This is a genomic window from Tistrella sp. (assembly GCF_002684955.1).
GTDB classification, from domain to species: domain Bacteria; phylum Pseudomonadota; class Alphaproteobacteria; order Tistrellales; family Tistrellaceae; genus Tistrella; species Tistrella mobilis.
This window is the reverse complement of the sequence record NZ_NYWI01000064.1, coordinates 24,125-42,914: the sequence shown is the minus strand read 5'-3', so window position 1 is coordinate 42,914 and position 18,790 is coordinate 24,125. Positions and strand designations below refer to the sequence as shown.

At 69.6% G+C, this 18,790-nt stretch carries 17 protein-coding genes; 11 read left to right on the top strand and 6 right to left on the bottom strand.

What is annotated here, in order from left to right; all coding sequences use genetic code 11:
* The first annotated feature begins 27 nt into the window (after nt 1–27).
* From dapE to CMO28_RS19985, 7 genes are all read left to right on the top strand, one after another.
* A complete protein-coding gene (gene dapE, locus CMO28_RS20015) occupies nt 28–1,209 on the top strand; it encodes a succinyl-diaminopimelate desuccinylase (protein WP_062761625.1) in 1,182 nt (393 codons plus the stop codon).
* The gene (locus CMO28_RS20010) at nt 1,206–1,811 is read left to right on the top strand and encodes a hypothetical protein (RefSeq protein ID WP_296716137.1); all 606 of its coding nucleotides are present in this window, start codon (nt 1,206–1,208) and stop codon (nt 1,809–1,811) included. The genes dapE and CMO28_RS20010 overlap by 4 nt, the downstream gene beginning before the upstream one ends.
* A 113-nt stretch (nt 1,812–1,924) precedes the next feature.
* Nucleotides 1,925–2,449, top strand: coding sequence for a sigma-70 family RNA polymerase sigma factor (locus CMO28_RS20005; RefSeq protein ID WP_296716135.1), 525 nt, complete (start codon nt 1,925–1,927; stop codon nt 2,447–2,449).
* Entirely contained in the window at nt 2,442–3,422 is a 981-nt protein-coding gene (locus CMO28_RS20000) for a FecR family protein (protein WP_296716133.1), read from the top strand. Before CMO28_RS20005 ends, CMO28_RS20000 begins: the two co-directional genes overlap by 8 nt.
* A gap of 115 nt (nt 3,423–3,537) precedes the next feature.
* Nucleotides 3,538–5,985, top strand: coding sequence for a TonB-dependent siderophore receptor (locus CMO28_RS19995; protein WP_296716131.1), 2,448 nt, complete (start codon nt 3,538–3,540; stop codon nt 5,983–5,985).
* A 4-nt stretch (nt 5,986–5,989) separates the two neighbouring features.
* Complete coding sequence (locus tag CMO28_RS19990) at nt 5,990–7,426, top strand: PepSY-associated TM helix domain-containing protein (protein ID WP_296716128.1); 1,437 nt, start codon at nt 5,990–5,992, stop codon at nt 7,424–7,426.
* 73 nt (nt 7,427–7,499) lie between these two features.
* Complete coding sequence (locus CMO28_RS19985) at nt 7,500–9,260, top strand: methyl-accepting chemotaxis protein (RefSeq protein ID WP_296716126.1); 1,761 nt, start codon at nt 7,500–7,502, stop codon at nt 9,258–9,260.
* Nucleotides 9,261–9,320: 60 nt separating this feature from the next.
* Here the strand turns inward: CMO28_RS19985 and truA are convergent, their stop codons facing one another.
* From truA to def, 3 genes are read right to left on the bottom strand one after another with little or no spacing between them, the layout of a single operon-like run.
* Nucleotides 9,321–10,157, bottom strand: coding sequence for a tRNA pseudouridine(38-40) synthase TruA (truA, locus tag CMO28_RS19980; protein ID WP_296716123.1), 837 nt, complete (start codon nt 10,155–10,157; stop codon nt 9,321–9,323).
* Between the two features lie 14 nt (nt 10,158–10,171).
* Complete coding sequence (gene fmt / locus CMO28_RS19975; protein ID WP_296716121.1) at nt 10,172–11,140, bottom strand: methionyl-tRNA formyltransferase; 969 nt, start codon at nt 11,138–11,140, stop codon at nt 10,172–10,174.
* 42 nt (nt 11,141–11,182) lie between these two features.
* On the bottom strand, nt 11,183–11,737 hold the full coding sequence (gene def, locus CMO28_RS19970; RefSeq protein ID WP_014746213.1) for a peptide deformylase: 555 nt from the start codon (nt 11,735–11,737) through the stop codon (nt 11,183–11,185).
* 198 nt (nt 11,738–11,935) lie between these two features.
* Here def and CMO28_RS19965 point away from each other — a divergent pair, with 198 nt between their 5' ends.
* The 3 genes from CMO28_RS19965 to CMO28_RS19955 all read left to right on the top strand — a co-directional run bounded on the left by CMO28_RS19965 (nt 11,936) and on the right by CMO28_RS19955 (nt 15,492).
* Nucleotides 11,936–13,093, top strand: a complete 1,158-nt coding sequence (locus CMO28_RS19965; RefSeq protein ID WP_296716117.1) for a DNA recombination protein RmuC — start codon at nt 11,936–11,938, stop codon at nt 13,091–13,093.
* 171 nt (nt 13,094–13,264) lie between these two features.
* On the top strand, nt 13,265–13,936 hold the full coding sequence (locus CMO28_RS19960) for a hypothetical protein (protein ID WP_296716115.1): 672 nt from the start codon (nt 13,265–13,267) through the stop codon (nt 13,934–13,936).
* Between the two features lie 425 nt (nt 13,937–14,361).
* A complete protein-coding gene (locus CMO28_RS19955) occupies nt 14,362–15,492 on the top strand; it encodes a hypothetical protein (protein ID WP_296716113.1) in 1,131 nt (376 codons plus the stop codon).
* Between the two features lie 18 nt (nt 15,493–15,510).
* Here CMO28_RS19955 and CMO28_RS19950 read toward each other — a convergent pair whose 3' ends face one another.
* Both CMO28_RS19950 and recR read right to left on the bottom strand, forming a co-directional pair.
* Nucleotides 15,511–16,803 (bottom strand): glycosyltransferase, encoded by a 1,293-nt coding sequence (locus CMO28_RS19950; protein WP_296716111.1) that lies wholly within the window; start codon nt 16,801–16,803, stop codon nt 15,511–15,513.
* 16 nt (nt 16,804–16,819) lie between these two features.
* Nucleotides 16,820–17,419 (bottom strand): recombination mediator RecR, encoded by a 600-nt coding sequence (recR, locus tag CMO28_RS19945; protein WP_296716109.1) that lies wholly within the window; start codon nt 17,417–17,419, stop codon nt 16,820–16,822.
* Between the two features lie 132 nt (nt 17,420–17,551).
* Between recR and CMO28_RS19940 the strand changes: the two genes are divergently transcribed.
* Complete coding sequence (locus CMO28_RS19940) at nt 17,552–18,088, top strand: DUF4269 domain-containing protein (protein ID WP_296716107.1); 537 nt, start codon at nt 17,552–17,554, stop codon at nt 18,086–18,088.
* Nucleotides 18,089–18,095: 7 nt separating this feature from the next.
* Here CMO28_RS19940 and CMO28_RS19935 read toward each other — a convergent pair whose 3' ends face one another.
* Nucleotides 18,096–18,599: a Dps family protein gene (locus CMO28_RS19935; RefSeq protein ID WP_296716104.1), complete on the bottom strand. Its 504-nt coding sequence runs from the start codon at nt 18,597–18,599 to the stop codon at nt 18,096–18,098.
* Between the last annotated feature and the right edge of the window lie 191 nt (nt 18,600–18,790).

Here is an 18,790-nt window from a genome sequence, read left to right as displayed (position 1 = left end):
GTTCCAACCAGACCGGATCTCCGCCCCATGGCCGTCATCGACACCCTCGACCTCGCCCGCGACCTGATCCGCCGGCCGAGCGTGACCCCGGCCGATGCCGGCGCGCTCGACGTGCTCCAGGCGGCACTCGAGGGGCTGGGCTTCACCTGCCATCGGCTGCCCTTCGAACAGCCGGGCTGGGATCCGGTCGACAATCTCTATGCCAGCATCGGCGATCGCGATGGCGATCTGCCGGTGCTGGGCTATGCCGGCCATACCGATGTCGTGCCGGTGGGCGATGCCGCCGGCTGGACGGTCGACCCCTTCGGCGCCGAGGTGATCGACGGCCATCTCTACGGCCGCGGGGCCGTGGACATGAAGGGCTCGATCGCCGCCTTCGTGGCGGCGGTCTCGCGCTATATCGCAGGCGGCGGCAAGCCCCGGCTCGCGCTGGTCATCACCGGCGACGAGGAACGCGACGCCATCAATGGCACGGTCAAGATGCTGGGCTGGATGCGCGAGCGGGCCGAGCGCATGGATCACTGCCTGGTGGGCGAGCCGACCAACCCGATGCGGCTGGGCGAGATGATCAAGATCGGCCGGCGCGGCAGCGTCACCGGCCATCTGACCGTCTATGGCATGCAGGGCCATGTGGCCTATCCGCATCTGGCCGACAACCCGGTGCCGCGGCTGCTGAAGATGCTTTCAGGTGTGGTGGAGCACGAGCTGGACCAGGGCACGCCCTATTTCCAGCCCTCCAGCCTGCAGGTCACCACCATCGATATCGCCAACCCGGCGACCAACGTCATTCCCGGGATTGCGAAGGCGAGCTTCAACATCCGCTTCAACGATCTGCACACCCCGGCCAGCCTCGAAGCCTGGTTGCGGCGCAGTTTCGATGCGGTCGGCGGGCGCTGGGAGATGGATTACCGCATCACCGGCGATGCCTTCGTCACCGAGCCGGGGCCGTTCTCGTCGCTGGTGGCCCATGCGGTCAAGGCCGAGACCGGGCTCGACCCGGATCTTTCCACCACCGGCGGCACCTCGGACGCCCGGTTCATCAAGGATTACTGCCCGGTCTGCGAGTTCGGCCTGATCGGCCAGACCATGCACAAGACCGACGAGCGGGTGCCGGTTGCGGCGCTGGAGGCGCTGTCGCGCATCTACGAGCGGGTGATCGCCGACTACATGGCGACGCCGCCCGCCCGGACCGGCACGGCCGGAGCGTGAGCGCCGGGGGCGGTGATCTGCTCCGCGGCATTCGCGGAGGCCTTGGCCTCGCCCGGTTCGACCGGCGGGCGCTGGAGCTGTTGCGGATCGACGTCGGCGGTTTCTGGCAGTCCTTCATGGCTCTGCTGCTGGCGGTGCCCGGCTATCTGCTGCTCTACAGCCTGCCGGTGCCGGGCGAGGGGCTGACGCCTCCCTCGCCCGATGAAGAGGCCGCCGCCGACGTCATTGCGACCATGGCCGCCGGCACCGATCATTTCGGCCTGCTGGGCGATGTGCTGGTCGATCTGCTCGCCTGGGCGAGCTTTCCGCTCGTGCTGCTGATCCTGGCCCGGCGCACCGGTGTCGACCGGGGCTTCGTGCCCTATGTCGTCGCCCGCAACTGGCTGTCGATGGTTCAGGTCTATGTGATGGTGGCGGTGATCGCGACCGCCGGCGTGCTGCCCGCGCCGCTGGCCGGGCTGCTCACCACCCTGGCGCTTGCGGCGTTGATCGGCATGGAGTGGTTCATGACCCGGCTGACCCTTGGCCTCAATTCCGGGGCGGTGACGCTGATCGTGCTGATGGCGATCCTCTGGCCGATCCTGCTGGCCCGGCTGCTCTGACTGCGCTGGCCTTGTTCCGGGACCGGATGGTGAAACGGGCATTCCACTCGATATTGATACGCACTCGCATTCGGGCTAGGGTTCAGCCCTGAATGATTTCCGGTGCGGCTGCATTGACCCACGATCACGGCAAACTGGCGCTGTTCATGGCCCATCGCGCGGACCTGATCGACTATGCGACGTCGATCACGGGCGGCGATCGCGCGCGTGCCGAGGATGTCGTGCAGGATGCCTTCCTGCGCTTCGTGCCCGCAGGCCAGGCCGACGGGACGCTCGATCAGCCGCTGGGCTATCTGTACCGGATCGTGCGCAATCTGGCGCTGGACTGGAGCCGCCGGCGGGCGGTGGAGGTCCGCAGCCAGGACGAGGGTGCCCCCTGGTGGATGCTGCCGGCGGTGCCGCGCACGCCCGAGGAAGAGGTCACCCATCGCCGCACGCTGGCGCGGATCGTGACGGTGCTGAACCGGCTGGAGCCCGATATCCGCATCGCGGTGGAGATGCACCGGTTCGGCGGCCATACGCTGGGTGAGATTGCCGCAAGGCTGGGGGTGTCGGTGCCGACCGCCCATCGGATGGTGCGCGGGGCCCTGATGCAGATCGCCGCGGCGATCGGGCCGGATGATGCCGGCCATGGCTGAGGATCCGGTTCTGGAAGCGGCGTTCGACTGGCTGCTGCAGCTTCAGGAAGCGCCCGACGACCCGGTGATCCGGGCCGGATGGGCGGCCTGGCGGCGGTCTGATCCGGCGCATGAGGCCGCCTGGGCGCGGGTCTGTGCGACCTGGCGGGATCTGGGGGAGGCGGGGCCTCTGCGGGGGGCGCCTGTGCAGGTCGGTCCCGCACCGGTGGCTCGCGATACCGGGGCCGTGCCCCCGCGCCGCGCCTTGCGGCGCCGGGCCATGATGGCAGCCGCGGCGGCGGTCGTTGCGATGCTGGCGGTCGCGAGCGTCAGGCCGGGCGGCTTTGCCGGTCTCGGCGCCGATGCCGCGACCGGTGTGGCCGAGACCCGCCGGGTGGTGCTGGCCGATGGCAGCCGGGTGGAACTCGACGGCCGCACCGCGATCCGCAGCCGCTTCGACGACGGCCGGCGCGAGGTGACCCTGATCGATGGCGGCGCCTTCTTCGACGTGATGCCCGATCCCGCCCGGCCCTTCATCGTCCGGGCCGGCGATGTCGCGGTCACCGTCACCGGCACCGCCTTCGACGTGGCTGCCGATGGCGGCCGGGGGGTGGTCGAGGTGGCGAGCGGCACCGTTCGGGTGGCGCCGGCCAGGGGCAGGCGCGTGGAGCAGCTGGCGGCCGGCGACCGGCTGGCGGTCGATACCGCAAGCGGCGCCGTCACCCGGGGGCGGCTGGCGCCCGAGGATGTCGGTGCCTGGCGGGATGGCCGGCTGTTCGTCTCCGATGCCACGGTCGCCGAGGTGGTGGCGGAATTGCGGCGCCACCAGCCGGGCTGGATCCTGATCACCGATGCGGCCCTCGGCGCCCGCCGGGTGACCGGGCTTTACGATCTGCGCGATCCGCAGCGCGCGCTGAAGGCGATGATGCGGCCGGTCGGCGGCGAGGTCCGCGCCTTCGGCCCGCTTCTGACGCTGGTCACCGCCGCGGGCTGAGAAGACCTCCGTCATTTTTCCTGAAAAGAAAAATCGAGCCGTCCGTTGTTGGGATGAGAACGCAAATGATCCGCATTTGCGTGAGACGATCTCCGACGAGGAAGGGTTGGACGGTATGCGGGATGGGGCAGGGCGGGTAACGATCGCCGCCGGGGTCGGCCTCGGGCTGATGACGGTGCTGGCGCCGGTCGGGCTGGTGACCCTGACGGCCGGGGCATCGGTGGCGGTGGCCGCCGGCATGGACCGGATCGCCTTCGACATCCCGGCCCGGCCGCTGGACGAGGCGCTGGCCGCCTTCGGCCGCCAGGCCGGGGTTCAGGTCAGCGGCGCGGCCGAGGTGGTCGCGGGCCGGCGGGGCGGCGCGGTTCAGGGGCAGTTCAGCGTCGACGAGGCGCTGGGCCGGCTGCTCGCCGGCACCGGCATCGGCTGGATCACCGAGGCGGACGGCACCGTGACCCTGCTGCCCGCGCCTGCCTCGGACGGCAGCAGCACGGTGCTGGATCCGCTGACCGTCACCGGCAGCCGCCGGGCGCCGGAGACGGCGACCGGCCCCGTCCAGGGCTATCTCGCCACCCGCACCGCGACCGCCACCAAGACCGATGCCGCGATCCTGGAGACCCCGCTCTCGGTGCAGGTGGTGCCCCGCGACGTGATCGAGGATCAGGGGTCGCTCAACCTCAAGGACGTTTACGAGAATGTGAGCGGCGTCCAGCAGGCCGGCAACACGCTGAATGCCCAGTCCGAAGTCCTGCCGATGATCCGCGGTTTCGAATCGCCCGGCCTGCTGCGCAACGGGCTGCGGGCGACATCGACCGGCGCGGTCGATCTGGTGAATGTGGAGCGGGTCGAGGTTCTGAAGGGGCCGGCCTCCATTCTCTACGGCGCGCTTGAGCCGGGCGGCGTGGTCAATGTCGTCACCAAGCGCCCGCAGGCCGAGGCGGCCTATGTGCTGGAACAGCAGCTCGGCACCGACGAGCTGTTCCGCACCTCTGTCGACCTGACCGGGCCGGTGACCATCGACCGCGACCTGCTCTATCGCCTGAACGCCGCCTATACCGATGCCGGCTCGTTCCGCGACGAGATGGAGGTCGACCGCTATGCCGTGGCCCCCAGCCTGCTCTGGCTGCCGGATGACGACACCGAGCTTCTGGTGGACCTTGCGGTGGTGCACGAGGAACAGCCCTACGACACCGGCATCCCGCTCGGCACCGACGGCCGGCCGCTGGTCGATCCGTCGACCTTCTTCGGCGATCCCGACCTCGACGGACGTACCATCGACGACTACACCGCCGCCTATCAGCTGACCCACCGCCTCGACGACACCTGGACGCTGCGCAACCAGCTTCAGTTCCACCGCGCCGATGCGAAGAACGAGGCGCTCCGGCCGCGGGGCGTCGTGGACGACCCGGCCGGTTCCCTTCTGCGTTTCCGCTACCAGAACGAGGATCGGCGCGAAGACGAGATCCAGTTCGTGCTCGATGCCACGGCGGCGTTCCAGACCGGGACGGTCGATCATGAGGTTCTGCTGGGCGCCGAACTGATCCGTCAGGACACCGACTTTCGGCGGTACCGGGCCAACGCTCCGAATGTCCCGATCTCGAACAATCCCCAGGTCGATTATCAGCCGCCGAGCGACCAGCCCGTGGACCGGATTCAGGGCAAGACCGAGTGGGCGGGCTTCTACCTTCAGGACCAGGTCTCCCTGCTCGACGATGGCCGGCTGAAGCTGCTGCTCGGCGGTCGCTACGACGTCGTCCACCAGGAGAATGAGAGCGACGGGGTTGCCGCACCCGATGTGGATGACGGCGCCTTCACCGGCCGTGCCGGGCTGCTCTACCGGCTGACGCCGCAATACTCCGTCTATGCCAGCGTGACCCAGTCCTTCCTGCCCCAGACGCCGGGGACACTCGATCAGTCCGGATCGCCCATCGATCCCGAAGAGGGGCTGCAATACGAGGTCGGCGCCAAGGCGGCCTTCTTCGACGAGCAGCTTCTGGCCACGGTCTCGGTCTTCCAGATCGAGAAGGAGAATGTCGCGGTCTTCGACAACGCCTTCTACAACGCGACCGGCGGCTCGGCCTATCTGGCGGATGTGCGCGAGCGCAGCCGCGGCATCGAATTCGATCTGACCGGCCAGTTGACCGACGGGCTGAAGGTGGTGGCCAATTACGCCTTCACCGAGACCGAGACCCTGTCCAATCCGGACGATCCCTCCGCGGTGGGCCAGCCGCTCGGCGGCGTGCCCCGCCACAAGGCGCGGCTGTGGATGAGCTATGACTTCCAGGAAGGCGACCGCGCGGGCGGGCTCGACCTCGATGGCTGGGGTCTGGGCGGCGGCGTGCGCTATACCGGCACCAGCACGGCCCAGTTCGACCCCAGCATCGAACTCGACGACTACATCGTGACCGATGCAGCGCTCTGGTATGCCTGGGGCGGCGGCCGGGTCGGGCTCAATCTCTACAACCTGTTCGACGAGGCGTATATCGTCCGCGCCAGCGACCGGTCGATCGCCCATCCGGGCCAGCCCTTCGCGGTGCTCGGCTCGCTGACGCTCAGGTTCTGAGCCGGTGCCGCCGATCGACCGCCCCGCCGGCCGTGCCCGCACCGGCCTCTTCAGCCGCAAGGGTCTGTTCCGGATCCATGCCTGGATCGGGCTGGTTCTCGGCTATCTGCTCTATGTGATCTGCCTCTCGGGCACGATGGCGGTCTTCGGCCATGAACTCGCCTGGCTGGGCGATCCGGAAAAGCGGGTGGCGTCCCCCGCACCCGGCACGCCCCGGATCTCGTGGCAGGCGCTCCACGACAGCGTCGCCGCCGCCCATCCGGGCACGCACATTCTGGGGCTTTCCATGGATCCTGATGATGTGCGTCGGCCGGCCTGGGCGCTGGTGGCCGGACGGGAAGGCGATCTCCGCCGGGTGCCGGTCGATCCCTGGACGGGGGAGCCCGGCACCCAGAAGGCCGGGCTGGACCTGCATCTCTGGCTCAGGGTCTTTCATAAGCAGCTCTATGTCGTGCCCGGCGTGACCGGGGTGCACGGGGCGCTGATCGTGGGGGCGCTGGCCCTGCCGCTGCTGGTGGCGCTGATCACAGGGCTGATCACCACCCGCCGCTGGTGGCAGGCGGCGGTGACCCTGCGCCCCGGCCGCAGCGCCCGGCTGTTCTGGTCGGATCTCCATCGTTTCGCGGGCGTGTGGTCGATGCTGATCGGCATCCTGATCTGTCTGACCGGGCTCTGGTATCTGGTCGAGACGGCGGCCGATACCGTCGGCACGGGCTTTACCGAGGGGCCCGCCCTGCCCACCCCCGCGCCGACCGGGGCCGGCCCGCTGGTCGATCTGGACCTTGCCGTGTCCCGCGCCGGCGACGCCTTTCCGGCGCTGGTGGTGACCACGATCATACCGCCCCGCCGGCCGGGCCATCCGCTGGTGCTGGCGGGAAGCGGGGACGGCGTGCTGCTGCGCGACGGTACCGAGGGCGTCGCCCTGGACCCCACGACCGGCGCCGTGCTCCAGATCCGCGATGCGGCGGGGCTGACCCCGCTTCAGCGTTGGGTGAACACCGCCGATCCGCTGCATTTCGGCACCTTCGGCGGCGTGGTGACCCGCATTCTGTGGCTGGTGGCGGGGCTGCTCACCAGCGCCGGCATCCTGGCCGGGCTGATCGGAGCCTGGCTGCGGCTGGACCGCCGGCAGGCCGGAGGCCCCCCGGGTCGGGTGCGGATGGGCGCTCTTGCCACCATCCTGCCCTGTCTGGGGCTGCTTCTGGCCGCCATCCATGGCAGCTGGGTCTATGGCGTGGTGGCGGCCCGGCCAAAGCTGCTGCCGGGCGAGACCGCCTCAATCGGGCTGGCCCCGGGAGAGATGGCCATCCTGGCCGCGATCCTGGCGGCGCTGGCGGCGCCGCTGCCGCTCTGGATCAGGCTGACCATCCGGCGGCAGGCGTCCGTCAAACGTCCGGCAGGTAGGGCGGCGACGAAAATTGCACCACATCTTCACCATTAACTGTTCTTGGCAATTGTTCTGCGTATAGTCCCGGCCGTCTGGACAGTGAGGGCGGCGACCGATGCGCATCTCGTTGAGTTCGAAAATCATTCTCGCCAACGCCCTGATCCTTGGCGTCCTGGCGGTGGCGACGACGGTCATGATGCTGGGCGCGCGCGAACAACGCCGCCAGATGGATGTCGCCACAGCCGCCGCCGGGCTGGCGGCGGGCGATGCGCATGATCTGGTCGCGACCGTCCAGCGGGTGAACATCGATATCGTTCAGATCCAGCAGTGGCTGACCGATGTCTCGGCCACCCGCGCCCAGGACGGTCTGGATGACGGTTTCACCGAGGCCGCGGATGCGCGGGCGCGGGCGACAAAGGGGCTGGCCGAGGCGCGGCAGATCGCCACCCGCATCGGCGCGACCGGGGTGGTTGCCGATATGGACCGGGTCGCTGCCGCCCTGCCGGGATTTTACGAGCTGGGCGTCGCGATGGCGCAGGCCTATGTCCGGGACGGGCCCGCCGCCGGCAACCGGATGATGGTTCATCTCGACAGCCAGACCGAAGAACTGTCCGCCGCCCTGACCGCGGTCGTCGACGGTGTGGAGGCGATCGCCCGCGATGCCCGCCGCCGGATGGAGACGGAGCTTGCCGCCGCCGGCGGCATCGCCGATCGCTCGGCCCGGACCGCGGTGATCCTGTTGATTGCCGGTGTCGCGATTGCCCTGCTGGTGATGGCGGTGCTTCACCGTCACATTTCGGTGCCGCTGGCCCGCATGACCCGGGTGCTGGGCCGGATCGGCGAGGGCGATCTGTCGGTCACCGTGCCCGCAGCCGGCCGTCGCAGCGACGAGATTGCCGATATGGCGCGGAACCTGACCCTGCTGCACGAGCGCACGGCCGAGAACCAGCGCCTGCGCGACCAGCAGGCCGAAACCCGGCGGCGTGCCGACGAGGCGCGCCGGGCGGCGATGGCCCGGATGGCCGAGACGGTGGAACGGGAATCGCGCGTGGTGGTCGATCGGGTCGCCGGGGATGCCCGCACCATGGACGAGGCCGCACGGGCGATGGCGCTGTCGGCGCAGGGTGTCGGCAGCGATGCCGGCAATGTGGCGGCGGCGGCCGGCCAGGCGCTTGCCAATGCCCAGGCGGTGGCCAGCGCCACCGAGGAACTCAGCCTGTCGATCCGCGAGATCGCCGGTCAGGTCGACCACGCCATGTCGGTCAGCCGCGAAGCGGTTCGCCATGGCGAGCATACCCGCCAGACCATCGACAGCCTGAGTGCGGCGGTCGGCCAGATCAGCGAGGTGGCGGGGCTGATCCGCGACATCGCCGAGCAGACCAATCTTCTGGCGCTGAATGCGACGATCGAGGCCGCCCGTGCCGGCGAGGCCGGCAAGGGGTTCGCGGTGGTGGCGAGCGAGGTGAAGGGGCTGGCCAGCCAGACCAGCCGGTCGACCGAGGTGATCACCGCCAAGATCGCCGAGATCCAGGCGGTGACCGGCACGGCGGTGGAGGCGGTGGCGGCGATCGCCCGGGCCATCGGCGAGATGGACCATGTCTCGGCGACGATTGCAGCCGCGGTCGAGCAGCAGACGGCGGCGACCGAAGAAATCGCCCGCAATGTCGACCAGACGGCGACCGCCAATCGTGAGGTCGCCCGGCGCATCACCACCGTCTCGTCCGAGGCGGAGGCATCGGGCCGCAAGGCCCTGACGGTGCAGGAGGTGTCGGCAGAGGTCGCCCGCGGCGTGCGCGACCTGCGCGAAGCCCTGGTGCGGGCGGTGCGCACGGCGACCGACGAGGCCGAGGGTGATGCATCCCCGGAAAGCAGCCCCGGCCGGGGCTGACCCGGTCAGCCCAGATCAGTCGGGCCAGGATCAATCGGGCCAGAATCAGCCGGGCCCAGATCAGTCGCCGTCGACCTCGTCCGGATCGTTGCCCGCCGCTTCGGCGTCTACGGGGCGGGCGCGGCGGCGGGTCGCCATTTCGGCCCAAAGCTCCGGCGGCGGATAGGCGACCAGATCCAGGCACAGCCCCTGGGGCGGTGCGGTCTGGCCGGCGGCGGCGCGTTTGCGGGCCTGAAGCGCTCTTGTGACGTCGTCGGGCGTCCAGCGGCCGCGGCCGACCATGGCGAGCGTGCCGACCATGATCCGCACCTGGTTGTGCAGGAAGGCCTGGGCGCGGGTGCGGATCAGCACCTCGTCGCCCGCGCGCCGGATGGTCAGCTCGTCGAGCGTGCGCATCGGCGATTTCGCCTGGCAGTCGGTCGATCGGAAGCTGGAGAAATCGTGATGGCCCAGCAGCCGGGCGGCGGCGGCGGTCATCGCCTCCAGATCCAGCGGCCAGGGCACATGCCACAGCCGGTTGCGGTCCAGCGCCGGCTGTGCCCGGCGGTTCAGGATCCGGTAGGTATAGCCACGGCCGATGGCGGTGAAACGGGCGTCGAAACTGTCCGGCACCGCTTCGGCATCCACCACCGCCACCGCTTCCGGCTTCAGGAAGTGGTTGATCGCCGACATGGTGGTAAAGGGGCTGTCGGCGCGGGGCAGATCCACATGCACCACCTGGGCCGAGGCATGGACGCCGGCATCGGTGCGCCCTGCCGCGCGGAGCGTGCAGGGGCTGCCGGTATAGGCTTCGATCGCCTCTTCCAGCACCTGCTGGACCGAGGGCAGCCCGTCCTGGCGCTGCCAGCCGACATAGCCGGTGCCGTCATATTCGACGGTGAACTTCCAGCGCTGCATCCGCGGCGGCTGCATCAGCCGAGCCGGGCGCCGGGGGCAAGCGCCGGAAAGCCGCGGGCCAGATCATCCAGGGTCATGGGCTTGCGGCCGGCGCGCTGGGCCCGGATCAGCCTCAGCGCCCGACCGTCGCCGCAGGCGACCGACCGGCCGTCGGCCAGCAGCGTGCCGGCCATCGTGCCGGCCGGCACCGCGGTGGCAGAGGGGGCCGCCTCGATCAGCCGCAGGCTTTCGCCCTCCAGCTCGAAGAAGGCGCCGGGCCAGGGGGTGAAGGCGCGCACCAGCCGGTCGATCCGTGCGGCATCGGCCGTCCAGTCGATCCGGCCTTCGGCCTTTTCCAGCTTTTTCGCATAGGTCACGCCGGCTTCCGGCTGCGGTTCCGCAGTGATGCTGCCGTCCAGCACCCCCGGCAGGGTGCGGGCCAGCAGGGCCGCGCCGTCGGCCGCCAGCCGGTCATGCAGCTCCTGCGCCGTCATCCGCGGGCCGATCGGCACCCGGCAGGTGGCGAGCATCGGCCCGGTATCGAGCCCGGCTTCCATCTGCATGATGGTGACGCCGGTTTCCGCATCGCCTTCCAGCAGCGCGCGGTGAATGGGGGCGGCACCGCGCCAGCGCGGCAGCAGGGAGGCATGGACGTTGATGCAGCCATGGGCCGGCGCGTCCAGCACCGGCCGGGGCAGGATCAGCCCATAGGCCGCCACCACCGCGACATCGGCGCCGAGATCGGCGAAAGCTGCGCGGTCGGCCGGATCGCGCAGCGTCACCGGCGTGCGCACGGGGATGCCCAGCGCTTCCGCCCGGGCCGCCACGGGGGTGGGCTGCAGCTTCTGGCCGCGCCCGGCCGGCCGGGCCGGCTGGGTATAGACGCAGATCACCTCGTGCCCGGCGGCAACCAGGGCATCGAGCGAGGGGACGGCGAAATCGGGCGTGCCCATGAAAACGACGCGCGCCCGGTGCGGGGCGCGGGCGGGGGTGTCGGTGCTCATCGGGCGCGCGGATCCGGTTCGGTTCGGTGGAAGAGGGGACGTTCAGACTGCGGCGGTGATCGGCGCCTTCTCGGGCTTGTCGTTGCCCAGGCGACGGGCCTTGACCAGCTTGCGCAGAATCATGTTGCGCTTGATCGACGACAGATGGTCGACGAACAGCACCCCGTCCAGATGGTCGATCTCGTGCTGGACGCAGACCGCCAGCAGGCCGTCATCCTCGATTTCCTGCACGGCGCCGTCGCGGTCCAGATAGCGCACCCGCACGGCGGCCGGCCGCACCACATCGGCGTAATGGCTGGGCAGCGACAGGCAGCCCTCTTCATAGGTCTTGTCCTCGTCCGAGACCCAGACGATTTCAGGATTGGCCATGAAGAGCGGCGTCGGCTCCTTGCCTTCGCGGCCCCAGCAGACGTCGATCACGATCACCCGCTGCAGCACGCCCACCTGCGGCGCCGCGAGCCCGATCCCCTCGGCGGCATACATGGTCTCGAGCATGTCGTCCATCAGCCGGCGCACGTCGTCGTCGACGCGCGCGACCGGGGTCGCGGTCTTGGTCAGGCGCGGATCGGGCGCGGTGAGGATGGGCATGATGGCCATGAGAGGTCACGACTCCAATTCTGTTCAAGGGTTAGGTATTACGGCGACATCGCGGGGTCAAGATCGCCCGGCGCCGGCCAGCCCTGCATCGGGGCTGCGCGCGGGGTGCAGGTCGCTTGTACCGGGGCCCGTGCCGGCGCATGATCCCGCCCCCGGCGACCCGTCCGGGCCCTGTTTCATCCGGGAGACGACCTGCAGATGCCCGATATCGCCAGCCTCGACCCCGTTCCGCTCGCCATCGCAGCCCTGTTGCTGCTGGTGCTGGTCGCCGGCGGCTGGGTTGCGGCGGCGGCTGCCCGCCGGGCACGTGCGGCCGAGGATGCCGCCCTCGATCAGGCGGAAATCCTGGAACGGCTGGCGAGCGATCTTGCCCGTTCCCAGGCCCAGCAGGCGGGGCGGATGGAGCAGGTGGTGGCGGCGCTTGCCGCCCAGCAGGCGCAGGTGGATGCCAGGCTCCAGACCCAGGAGCGGATGATCGCCGAGACGGTGGATGCCCGCCTGACCACGCTGTCGGCCCGGCTGGAGCATCGCTTCGATCTGGAAGGCACCCGTGCCGCCCAGGCGACGGCGGATCTGCGCGCCCGGCTGGCGGTGATCGATCAGGCCCAGCGCAACATCGCCGATCTGGGACAGAAGGTGGTCGGTCTGCAGGACATCCTGGCCAACAAACAGGCCCGCGGCGCCTTCGGCGAGGTCCAGCTTGCCGACCTGGTCGGCCAGATGCTGCCGCCCGGCGCCTATGCGATGCAGGCGACACTGTCAAACGGCCGCCGCGCCGACTGCCTGATCCATCTGCCGCATCCGCCCGGGCCGATCGTGGTCGATGCCAAATTTCCGCTGGAAAGCTTCCATCTGCTCCGCCAGGCCGACAGCGATGCCCGGCGGACCGAGGCGGCGCGCGCCTTCCGCACGGCGGTCATGGCCCATGTGAAGGCGATTTCGGACCGCTATCTGATCCCCGGCGAAACGGCGGACGGCGCGGTGATGTTCCTGCCCTCGGAAGCGGTCTATGCCGAACTGCACGGCAATTTTCAGGATGTGGTGGAGAAGGCCTTCCGCGCCCGGGTCTGGATCGTCTCTCCCACCACGCTGATGGCGACGCTGACCACCATCCGGGCGGTGCTCAAGGATGTGCGGGTGCGCGAGCAGGCGGCCGAGATCCGCGCCCAGGTCACCGCCCTGCTCGACGATCTCGCCCGGCTCGACGACCGGGCGGCCAAGCTGGTCCGCCATTTCGAACAGGCGGCAGAGGATCTGCGCGGCGTCCGCCTGTCGGCCGACCGGGCCGCCCGCCGGGCGGAGCGCATCGACGCCCTGCAGCTGGGCGACCGGGGCACGGAGGACGAGGCCGGCTGAGGGCGCGTTCTGACCACCCGCACCCATTTCAGTTCCTGTCGCTATGGCATTGTCATCGCTCCGTCGGATACGGCCGGCGGGGAAGCGGATTCTTCCGTCCGGGCGCTGACCTTCCATGCCAATCGCTTTCACAGCTGCGGCAGCCATTACGACCTGCCCGATCTGTCGCTGGTGGTGGAGATCGAAGCGGACGGCACTGGTGCCGCTTTCGATGGTCTGAGCGAAGGAGACTTCGTCGTTTTCCACAAGGGCAGTTCGACTTCGGACCTGCGTGAAGGGTGCGTTCTGGTCGTCGGGCCGTCGAACACGCTCTACGATCGTCCATGGCCCGGCCTTTTTGTTACCGGTGCGCCGGATGCAGCCGCATGGGGCGCGCTGCAGATCAATGTCGACGCGAAGCTCGTCGGCGCGACCCTCGATCGTACCTCCACCTGTATCATGACGGTGGGACTGGCAAACCGGCTCAAGGGCGGTTTGATTTCGGACGTCTATGTCGATGACTGCCGCCGCTTCTATCACGGTGCCATGGGTGAGATGCGCATTGCCGGGGTCACCGGCTATCGCGGCTACGGCACGATGATCGAGACCCCTGCCGAGGGCCTGTTCGAAACCAAGCCCGGCATTTCCGGCGCTGTTCAGGGATGCCAGTGGACCTGCAATCTGGATGTCACCCGCAGCGGGGCGGCCATGGTGATCCGGTCCAGTGGTCTGGTGATCGCAGACAATCTCATCGTGGACCCCGCAGGGTCGGCATCACGGTCGCCGGCCAGCGCTGCGTCGTTCGCGGCAATGTCGTCCGACGTCCGCGGAGCGGCGGTTGGGGGATCGACGTCAACGGGGTGAAGTGCGTCGTGACCGGGAATGTGGTCGATCAACCGGGCAGCGCCGGCGGTGTGCAGGTGCTGGGTGCCGCCAACGTCTCCACCGGCAACGAGGTCCTGGTCTGAGCTTCATGGCCGATCGATGACATTCCCATTACGGTTGCACATGATAATTATGATTCTTTTTTGAGTTGAATGAGTCCGCGCCCCATGAAACCATCAAGTCGACCGGATGGATGGGGTCCTCCGGTCTCTCAACCAAGGGAGACGTGTCATGCAGAACCGTAAGAAGAACGCCGACTATCTCGGCAGCCTGCTGGGCTGATCCAGCGGCCTTCTCATCCGTTGACTGACGGATGCGGGGTGGCGTGGTGCGCGCACGCAGCGTGTCGCACCACGCCACTTGATGAAGACTTGCATGTCATGTGATCAGGCAAGAGGTGGGCAATGGACCGGATCATCATCGACCCGACCGCAATGCGGCAGTTCGGCGACCCGGAGGGCGCCACCTTCGTTTTCGTCACCAACCGGTCGGCAGCCGATCGTTTCGAGGTCCGGCTGGGGCGGGGTGGCGGCGGCTATGCCGGTGACATGACGCTGTTCTACGAGAAGGGGCAGTCCTTCTCCGAGATTCTGGACCAGATGCCCGAGACGGCGCATATCCTGGTCATTTCTCCCGACGTCTATTACAAGTCGCCGCCGGCCGGCACGATCGGCGCCCGGCGCAAGCTTCTGGCGCTGGCCTGCAATTCGACGCCGACCGACATGGACAAGCTGGCCCACGGCATCCGGATGATCGAGGCGACCGACCCGGCCGCCCAGCAGGAGCTGGTCGATCAGTTCTTCGCGACGGCCGAGCAGTCGGCCTTCATGGAGATCGTCGATCCGCGCTACGGCACCCGCGCCCGCTTCGACCACATGTCGGACAAGTATGTCTGGAACGAACAGGCAGGCTTCCTCGGCTGGGGAGAGCAGCAGCTGGCGCCGTCGGGCGAAGTCAGCGCCCTGCCGCTGGACGTCTACGACTACAGCGCCGATCTTTCTCTCGGCATCGACGGGCAGATGGTGATCGAGGGTTATCCGATCCTGCACAACGGCGCCCCCAGCTATCATCCGGCCGATCAGGCGCGGATCCACAGCCGGCTGGCGGCCATGCAGCGCGGGCCGATGCTCGCCACCATCGAACGCGGCCATATCGTCCGACTGGAAGCCCTGACGCCCGAAGCGGCGCCGGCGGTGGAGATGCTGGAGCGGATGTTCGATGTCGACAGCCGCTACCGGATCATGTGGGAGTTCGGCTTCGCGGTGAACTGCACGCTGGAACTGTATGACGCCAACACCGCGATCAACGAACTCTATGGCGGCGAGACCGGCACCATTCATATCGGCCTGGGGCTGACACCCCACACCCAGTATCACCTGGACATCGTCTGCCCGGCGACCACGATTCTGGGCGATCGCGGCCAGCACATCTTCGGGCCGCGTGCCGATGACATCATCGCCGGCACGGCCGCCACCGGCCGCGCGGGGTCTCTGGTCCGCATCCGCAGCGCCGCCTGCGGCTGCGTCGCCGCGTGATCGGCGACGCATGCGGCATCACCTGCCGCGCAGCATGTCTTCTATCGCCAGCATGGCCGCATGTGCGCCGTCTTCGGCGCGCAGCCTGCGGCCGATCCGGCGGGCGGTGTCGGTCAGCGGGCCGTGGCGGAGCGCGCGGCGGATCGTGCGGCCAAGCCGGTCGCCGGTGCCCAGCCCCCCCGCCGCCAGCTGGCGCAGCCCGGGCCCGCGCAGGCCATAGCCGCCGTCCACGGCCCGTGCCGCCCAGAAGGGCTGATCGGCGCCCCAGGGGCAGATCACCGCGGCGCGGCCGGCCATCAGCCCGCTCGCCAGCGTGCCCACCCCGCCGTGATGAACCACCAGGTCGACATGCGGGAAGACCCGGGCATGGGGCATGCGGTCCAGCACCAGCACCCGGTCGCCGGCCAGGCGGTCCAGCGCCCGGCCGTCGATGCCGCCCCAGCCGGTGGTGACCAGCGCCGCCACGTCGGCGCGCTCGATCGCGCGGGCCAGAGAGCGTGCGACGCCATTGCCGTCCACCCCGCTCATGCTGCCGAACCCGATATGGATCAGCGGCCGCCTGCGGGCGGTTGCGCGGGTGGCGAAGGCCGCCGCCTCGATCGGCAGGCCGGCATCGGCCGCCGCATCGTCTTCGGCACGCCAGAAGCCGGTGGTCACGACATCCGGGCCCCAGTCGTCGATGCGCGGCAGCAGGGCTGCGGAAAAGGCGTTGAGCACCAGCCGGGCCGCGGGCGGCGGCGCCTTGCGCCTGGGGGGCAGGCCCAGGCTTTCCGCCCGCCAGCGATCGGTGCGGCCGGCCAGCGGTCGGGCGAGCAGGGGGGTGAGGCAATAGCTGGCCCGGTTCGCCCAGGGGCCCATGTCGCGGGCGAACAGGGCGGCGTTGGGCACCACGGCGGTGGGGGCGATGCAGGGCAGCAGCGCCACCTGCGCCCAGGGCACCTGCAGCGTCTGGGCCAGATCGGCGGCGCCGGTATATTTCGGATGGGCGATGATCGCGTCGGGCCGGAAGCTGCGTCCGCGGGCGGTGGTCTCGAACAGCGCGTCGGCAACGCGGGTCAGCGTGCCGGTCCGGGTCAGCCGGTCGATCAGCCCGGGCAGGCCGGCGGCATGGGCTTGCCCCTGCCGGGCCATGTCGCGGAAATCGATGGCGAGTTTCAGATGCTGCGCGCCGCTTTCGGCGACCATCTCCGCATCGCCTGCGGGGGCGGCCAGCCCCACCTCGTGACCGCGTGCCACCAGCCGCGCCGCCAGATTGACGAAGGGGCGGACATCCCCCTCGGTTCCGGCGGTGAGCAGCAGCAGGCGGGCCATCGGCGCGGGCGTTCCCTCAGACCGGCCGGCGCGCCTTGAGCGCCGCCTGAATGGTGCCGTCATCCATATAGTCGAGCGCGCCGCCCACCGGCATGCCATGGGCCAGGCGGGTGATGTTGGCCTCGGGCGCCGCCTCCGCCAGCCGGTCGGCGATGTAGTGGGCTGTGGTCTGGCCGTCGACGGTGGCGGGCAGGGCCATCACCACCTCGGTGATGCCGCCTTCCGCGACCCGTGCCGCCAGTTTCGGAATGCCGAGTTCGTCGGGACCGATGCCGTCGAGGGCAGAGAGCGTGCCGCCCAGCACATGGTAGCGGCCGCGGAAGGCGCCGGCGCGTTCCATCGCCCAGAGATCCGCCACCTGTTCGACCACGCAGAGCTGGGTGGGGTCGCGCCGCTCGTCCGCACAGACCCCGCAGGGGTCGCGGGCATCCAGATTGCCGCAGATCGTGCAGCTTTTGACCTCGGCCGCCGCCTTGGCCAGTGCGTCGGCCAGCGGCAGCATCAGCGCCTCGCGCCGCCTCAGCAGGGTCAGTGCCGCGCGCCTGGCCGAGCGCGGGCCCAGCCCCGGCAGGCGGGCGAGCAGGGTCACGAGCTTCTCGATCTCGGGTGCGGCCATGGGGTCTCGTGGTCCGGAAAGGGTCTCAAGAGGGCGGCGGATGCCGACTATAGGTCACTCGCCCGTCGCTTCCTAGGCCTGCGGCAGTGCGTGGCGCTGGACGGCGAGAGGGCGGGATTGCAGGATCGGGGCATGACCCGACGACGTCCACCCTATCAGGAAGCCCTGCACCGGATCGGCTATCCCGGCGATCTTCAGGGCTTCGATCCGCATCTGGCCGGCACGCCGCCGCTTGGTCTCGACCGGCCGGAGAGCGACATCGATGTGCTGTGCCATGCCCCCGATCCCGAGGCGCTGGCGGCGGTGGCCTGGGCCGATTTCCGCCACCTGCCCGGCTTTTCGGTGCATCGCTGGTGTGGCGACGGCCGGCCGGTGGTGGTGCGCTTCGTCTCGGCCGGCTGGCCGGTCGAAATCTTCGGCAGCCCGCTGCCGGTGGCGGAACAGCCGGGCTGGCGCCATTTCGAGGCGGAGCGCCGGCTGCTCGCCCTCGGCGGGCCGGGTTTGCGGCGGCAGGGGATCGGCGCGCGCGACCGGGGCCTCAAGACCGAGCCCGCCTTCGCGGCGGTGCTCCGTCTGGACGGCGACCCTTATGCGGCGATGCTGGCTGTGGCGGATCTGGACGATGACGGGCTCCGCCGCCTGCTCCGGTGGGCGAAGGTCAGCGTCTGAGCCGGGCTCAGCCCTCGCGCGCGGCCTCGAACAGGAACCAGGCGCGCTGCTCGGCAAGATCGGTCCACTCGTCCAGGATGCCCGAGGTGGCGTTGTCCTTCGCCTCGTCGACGATCTCCTTGGCCTCGCGCAGCTGCTTCACCAGGGCCAGATTGTCCTCGCGCAGTTCCGCCAGCATGTCGCGGGCCGACACGAACTCGGCGTCGTTGTCCTTGATCGACTGCAACTTCGAGATGTGGCCGATCGAGCGCAGCGTGGTGTGGCCGATCTTGCGGACCCGCTCGGCGATCTGGTCGGTGGTGCCCAGGATCTGGGTCGCCTGCTCGTCGAGCAGCAGGTGATAGTCCCGGAAATGCGGGCCCGAGACGTGCCAGTGGAAGTTCTTGGTCTTGAGGTAGAGCGCGAAGCTGTCGGCCAGAATCGCGTTCAGCACCTCGGCCACCCCGCGGGCATTCTTGCCGCCGAGATCGGACGGGGTGGCGAGGTCAGCGGCGGGCGTTTTCTTCGGCATGATGCTCGGGCTCCGTGTTCCGGGTCTGGAGGGGAAATCCGCCGGGACATGGGCCGGTTCCGGCCTGTCCCGCCCCTGACATGTCGGGCGGCCACGGCTGTCGTACAAGCCCGGAGGATGGATGGCTGGGCGGCATGAATGTCATGACACCCGGCCGGGCATCCGTGCTGGGCGTGACCATCGCATGACGC

What these genes read in the sequence shown, in the direction of transcription:
- dapE (WP_062761625.1), top strand. Translation starts at nt 28, where the DNA reads ATGGCCGTCATCGACACCCTCGACCTCGCCCGCGACCTGATCCGCCGG.
- CMO28_RS20000 (WP_296716133.1), top strand. Translation starts at nt 2,442, where the DNA reads ATGGCTGAGGATCCGGTTCTGGAAGCGGCGTTCGACTGGCTGCTGCAG.
- CMO28_RS19995 (WP_296716131.1), top strand. Translation starts at nt 3,538, where the DNA reads ATGCGGGATGGGGCAGGGCGGGTAACGATCGCCGCCGGGGTCGGCCTC.
- truA (WP_296716123.1), bottom strand. Translation starts at nt 10,157, where the DNA reads ATGCAGCGCTGGAAGTTCACCGTCGAATATGACGGCACCGGCTATGTC.
- fmt (WP_296716121.1), bottom strand. Translation starts at nt 11,140, where the DNA reads ATGAGCACCGACACCCCCGCCCGCGCCCCGCACCGGGCGCGCGTCGTT.
- def (WP_014746213.1), bottom strand. Translation starts at nt 11,737, where the DNA reads ATGGCCATCATGCCCATCCTCACCGCGCCCGATCCGCGCCTGACCAAG.
- CMO28_RS19965 (WP_296716117.1), top strand. Translation starts at nt 11,936, where the DNA reads ATGCCCGATATCGCCAGCCTCGACCCCGTTCCGCTCGCCATCGCAGCC.
- CMO28_RS19955 (WP_296716113.1), top strand. Translation starts at nt 14,362, where the DNA reads ATGGACCGGATCATCATCGACCCGACCGCAATGCGGCAGTTCGGCGAC.
- CMO28_RS19950 (WP_296716111.1), bottom strand. Translation starts at nt 16,803, where the DNA reads ATGGCCCGCCTGCTGCTGCTCACCGCCGGAACCGAGGGGGATGTCCGC.
- recR (WP_296716109.1), bottom strand. Translation starts at nt 17,419, where the DNA reads ATGGCCGCACCCGAGATCGAGAAGCTCGTGACCCTGCTCGCCCGCCTG.
- CMO28_RS19940 (WP_296716107.1), top strand. Translation starts at nt 17,552, where the DNA reads ATGACCCGACGACGTCCACCCTATCAGGAAGCCCTGCACCGGATCGGC.
- CMO28_RS19935 (WP_296716104.1), bottom strand. Translation starts at nt 18,599, where the DNA reads ATGCCGAAGAAAACGCCCGCCGCTGACCTCGCCACCCCGTCCGATCTC.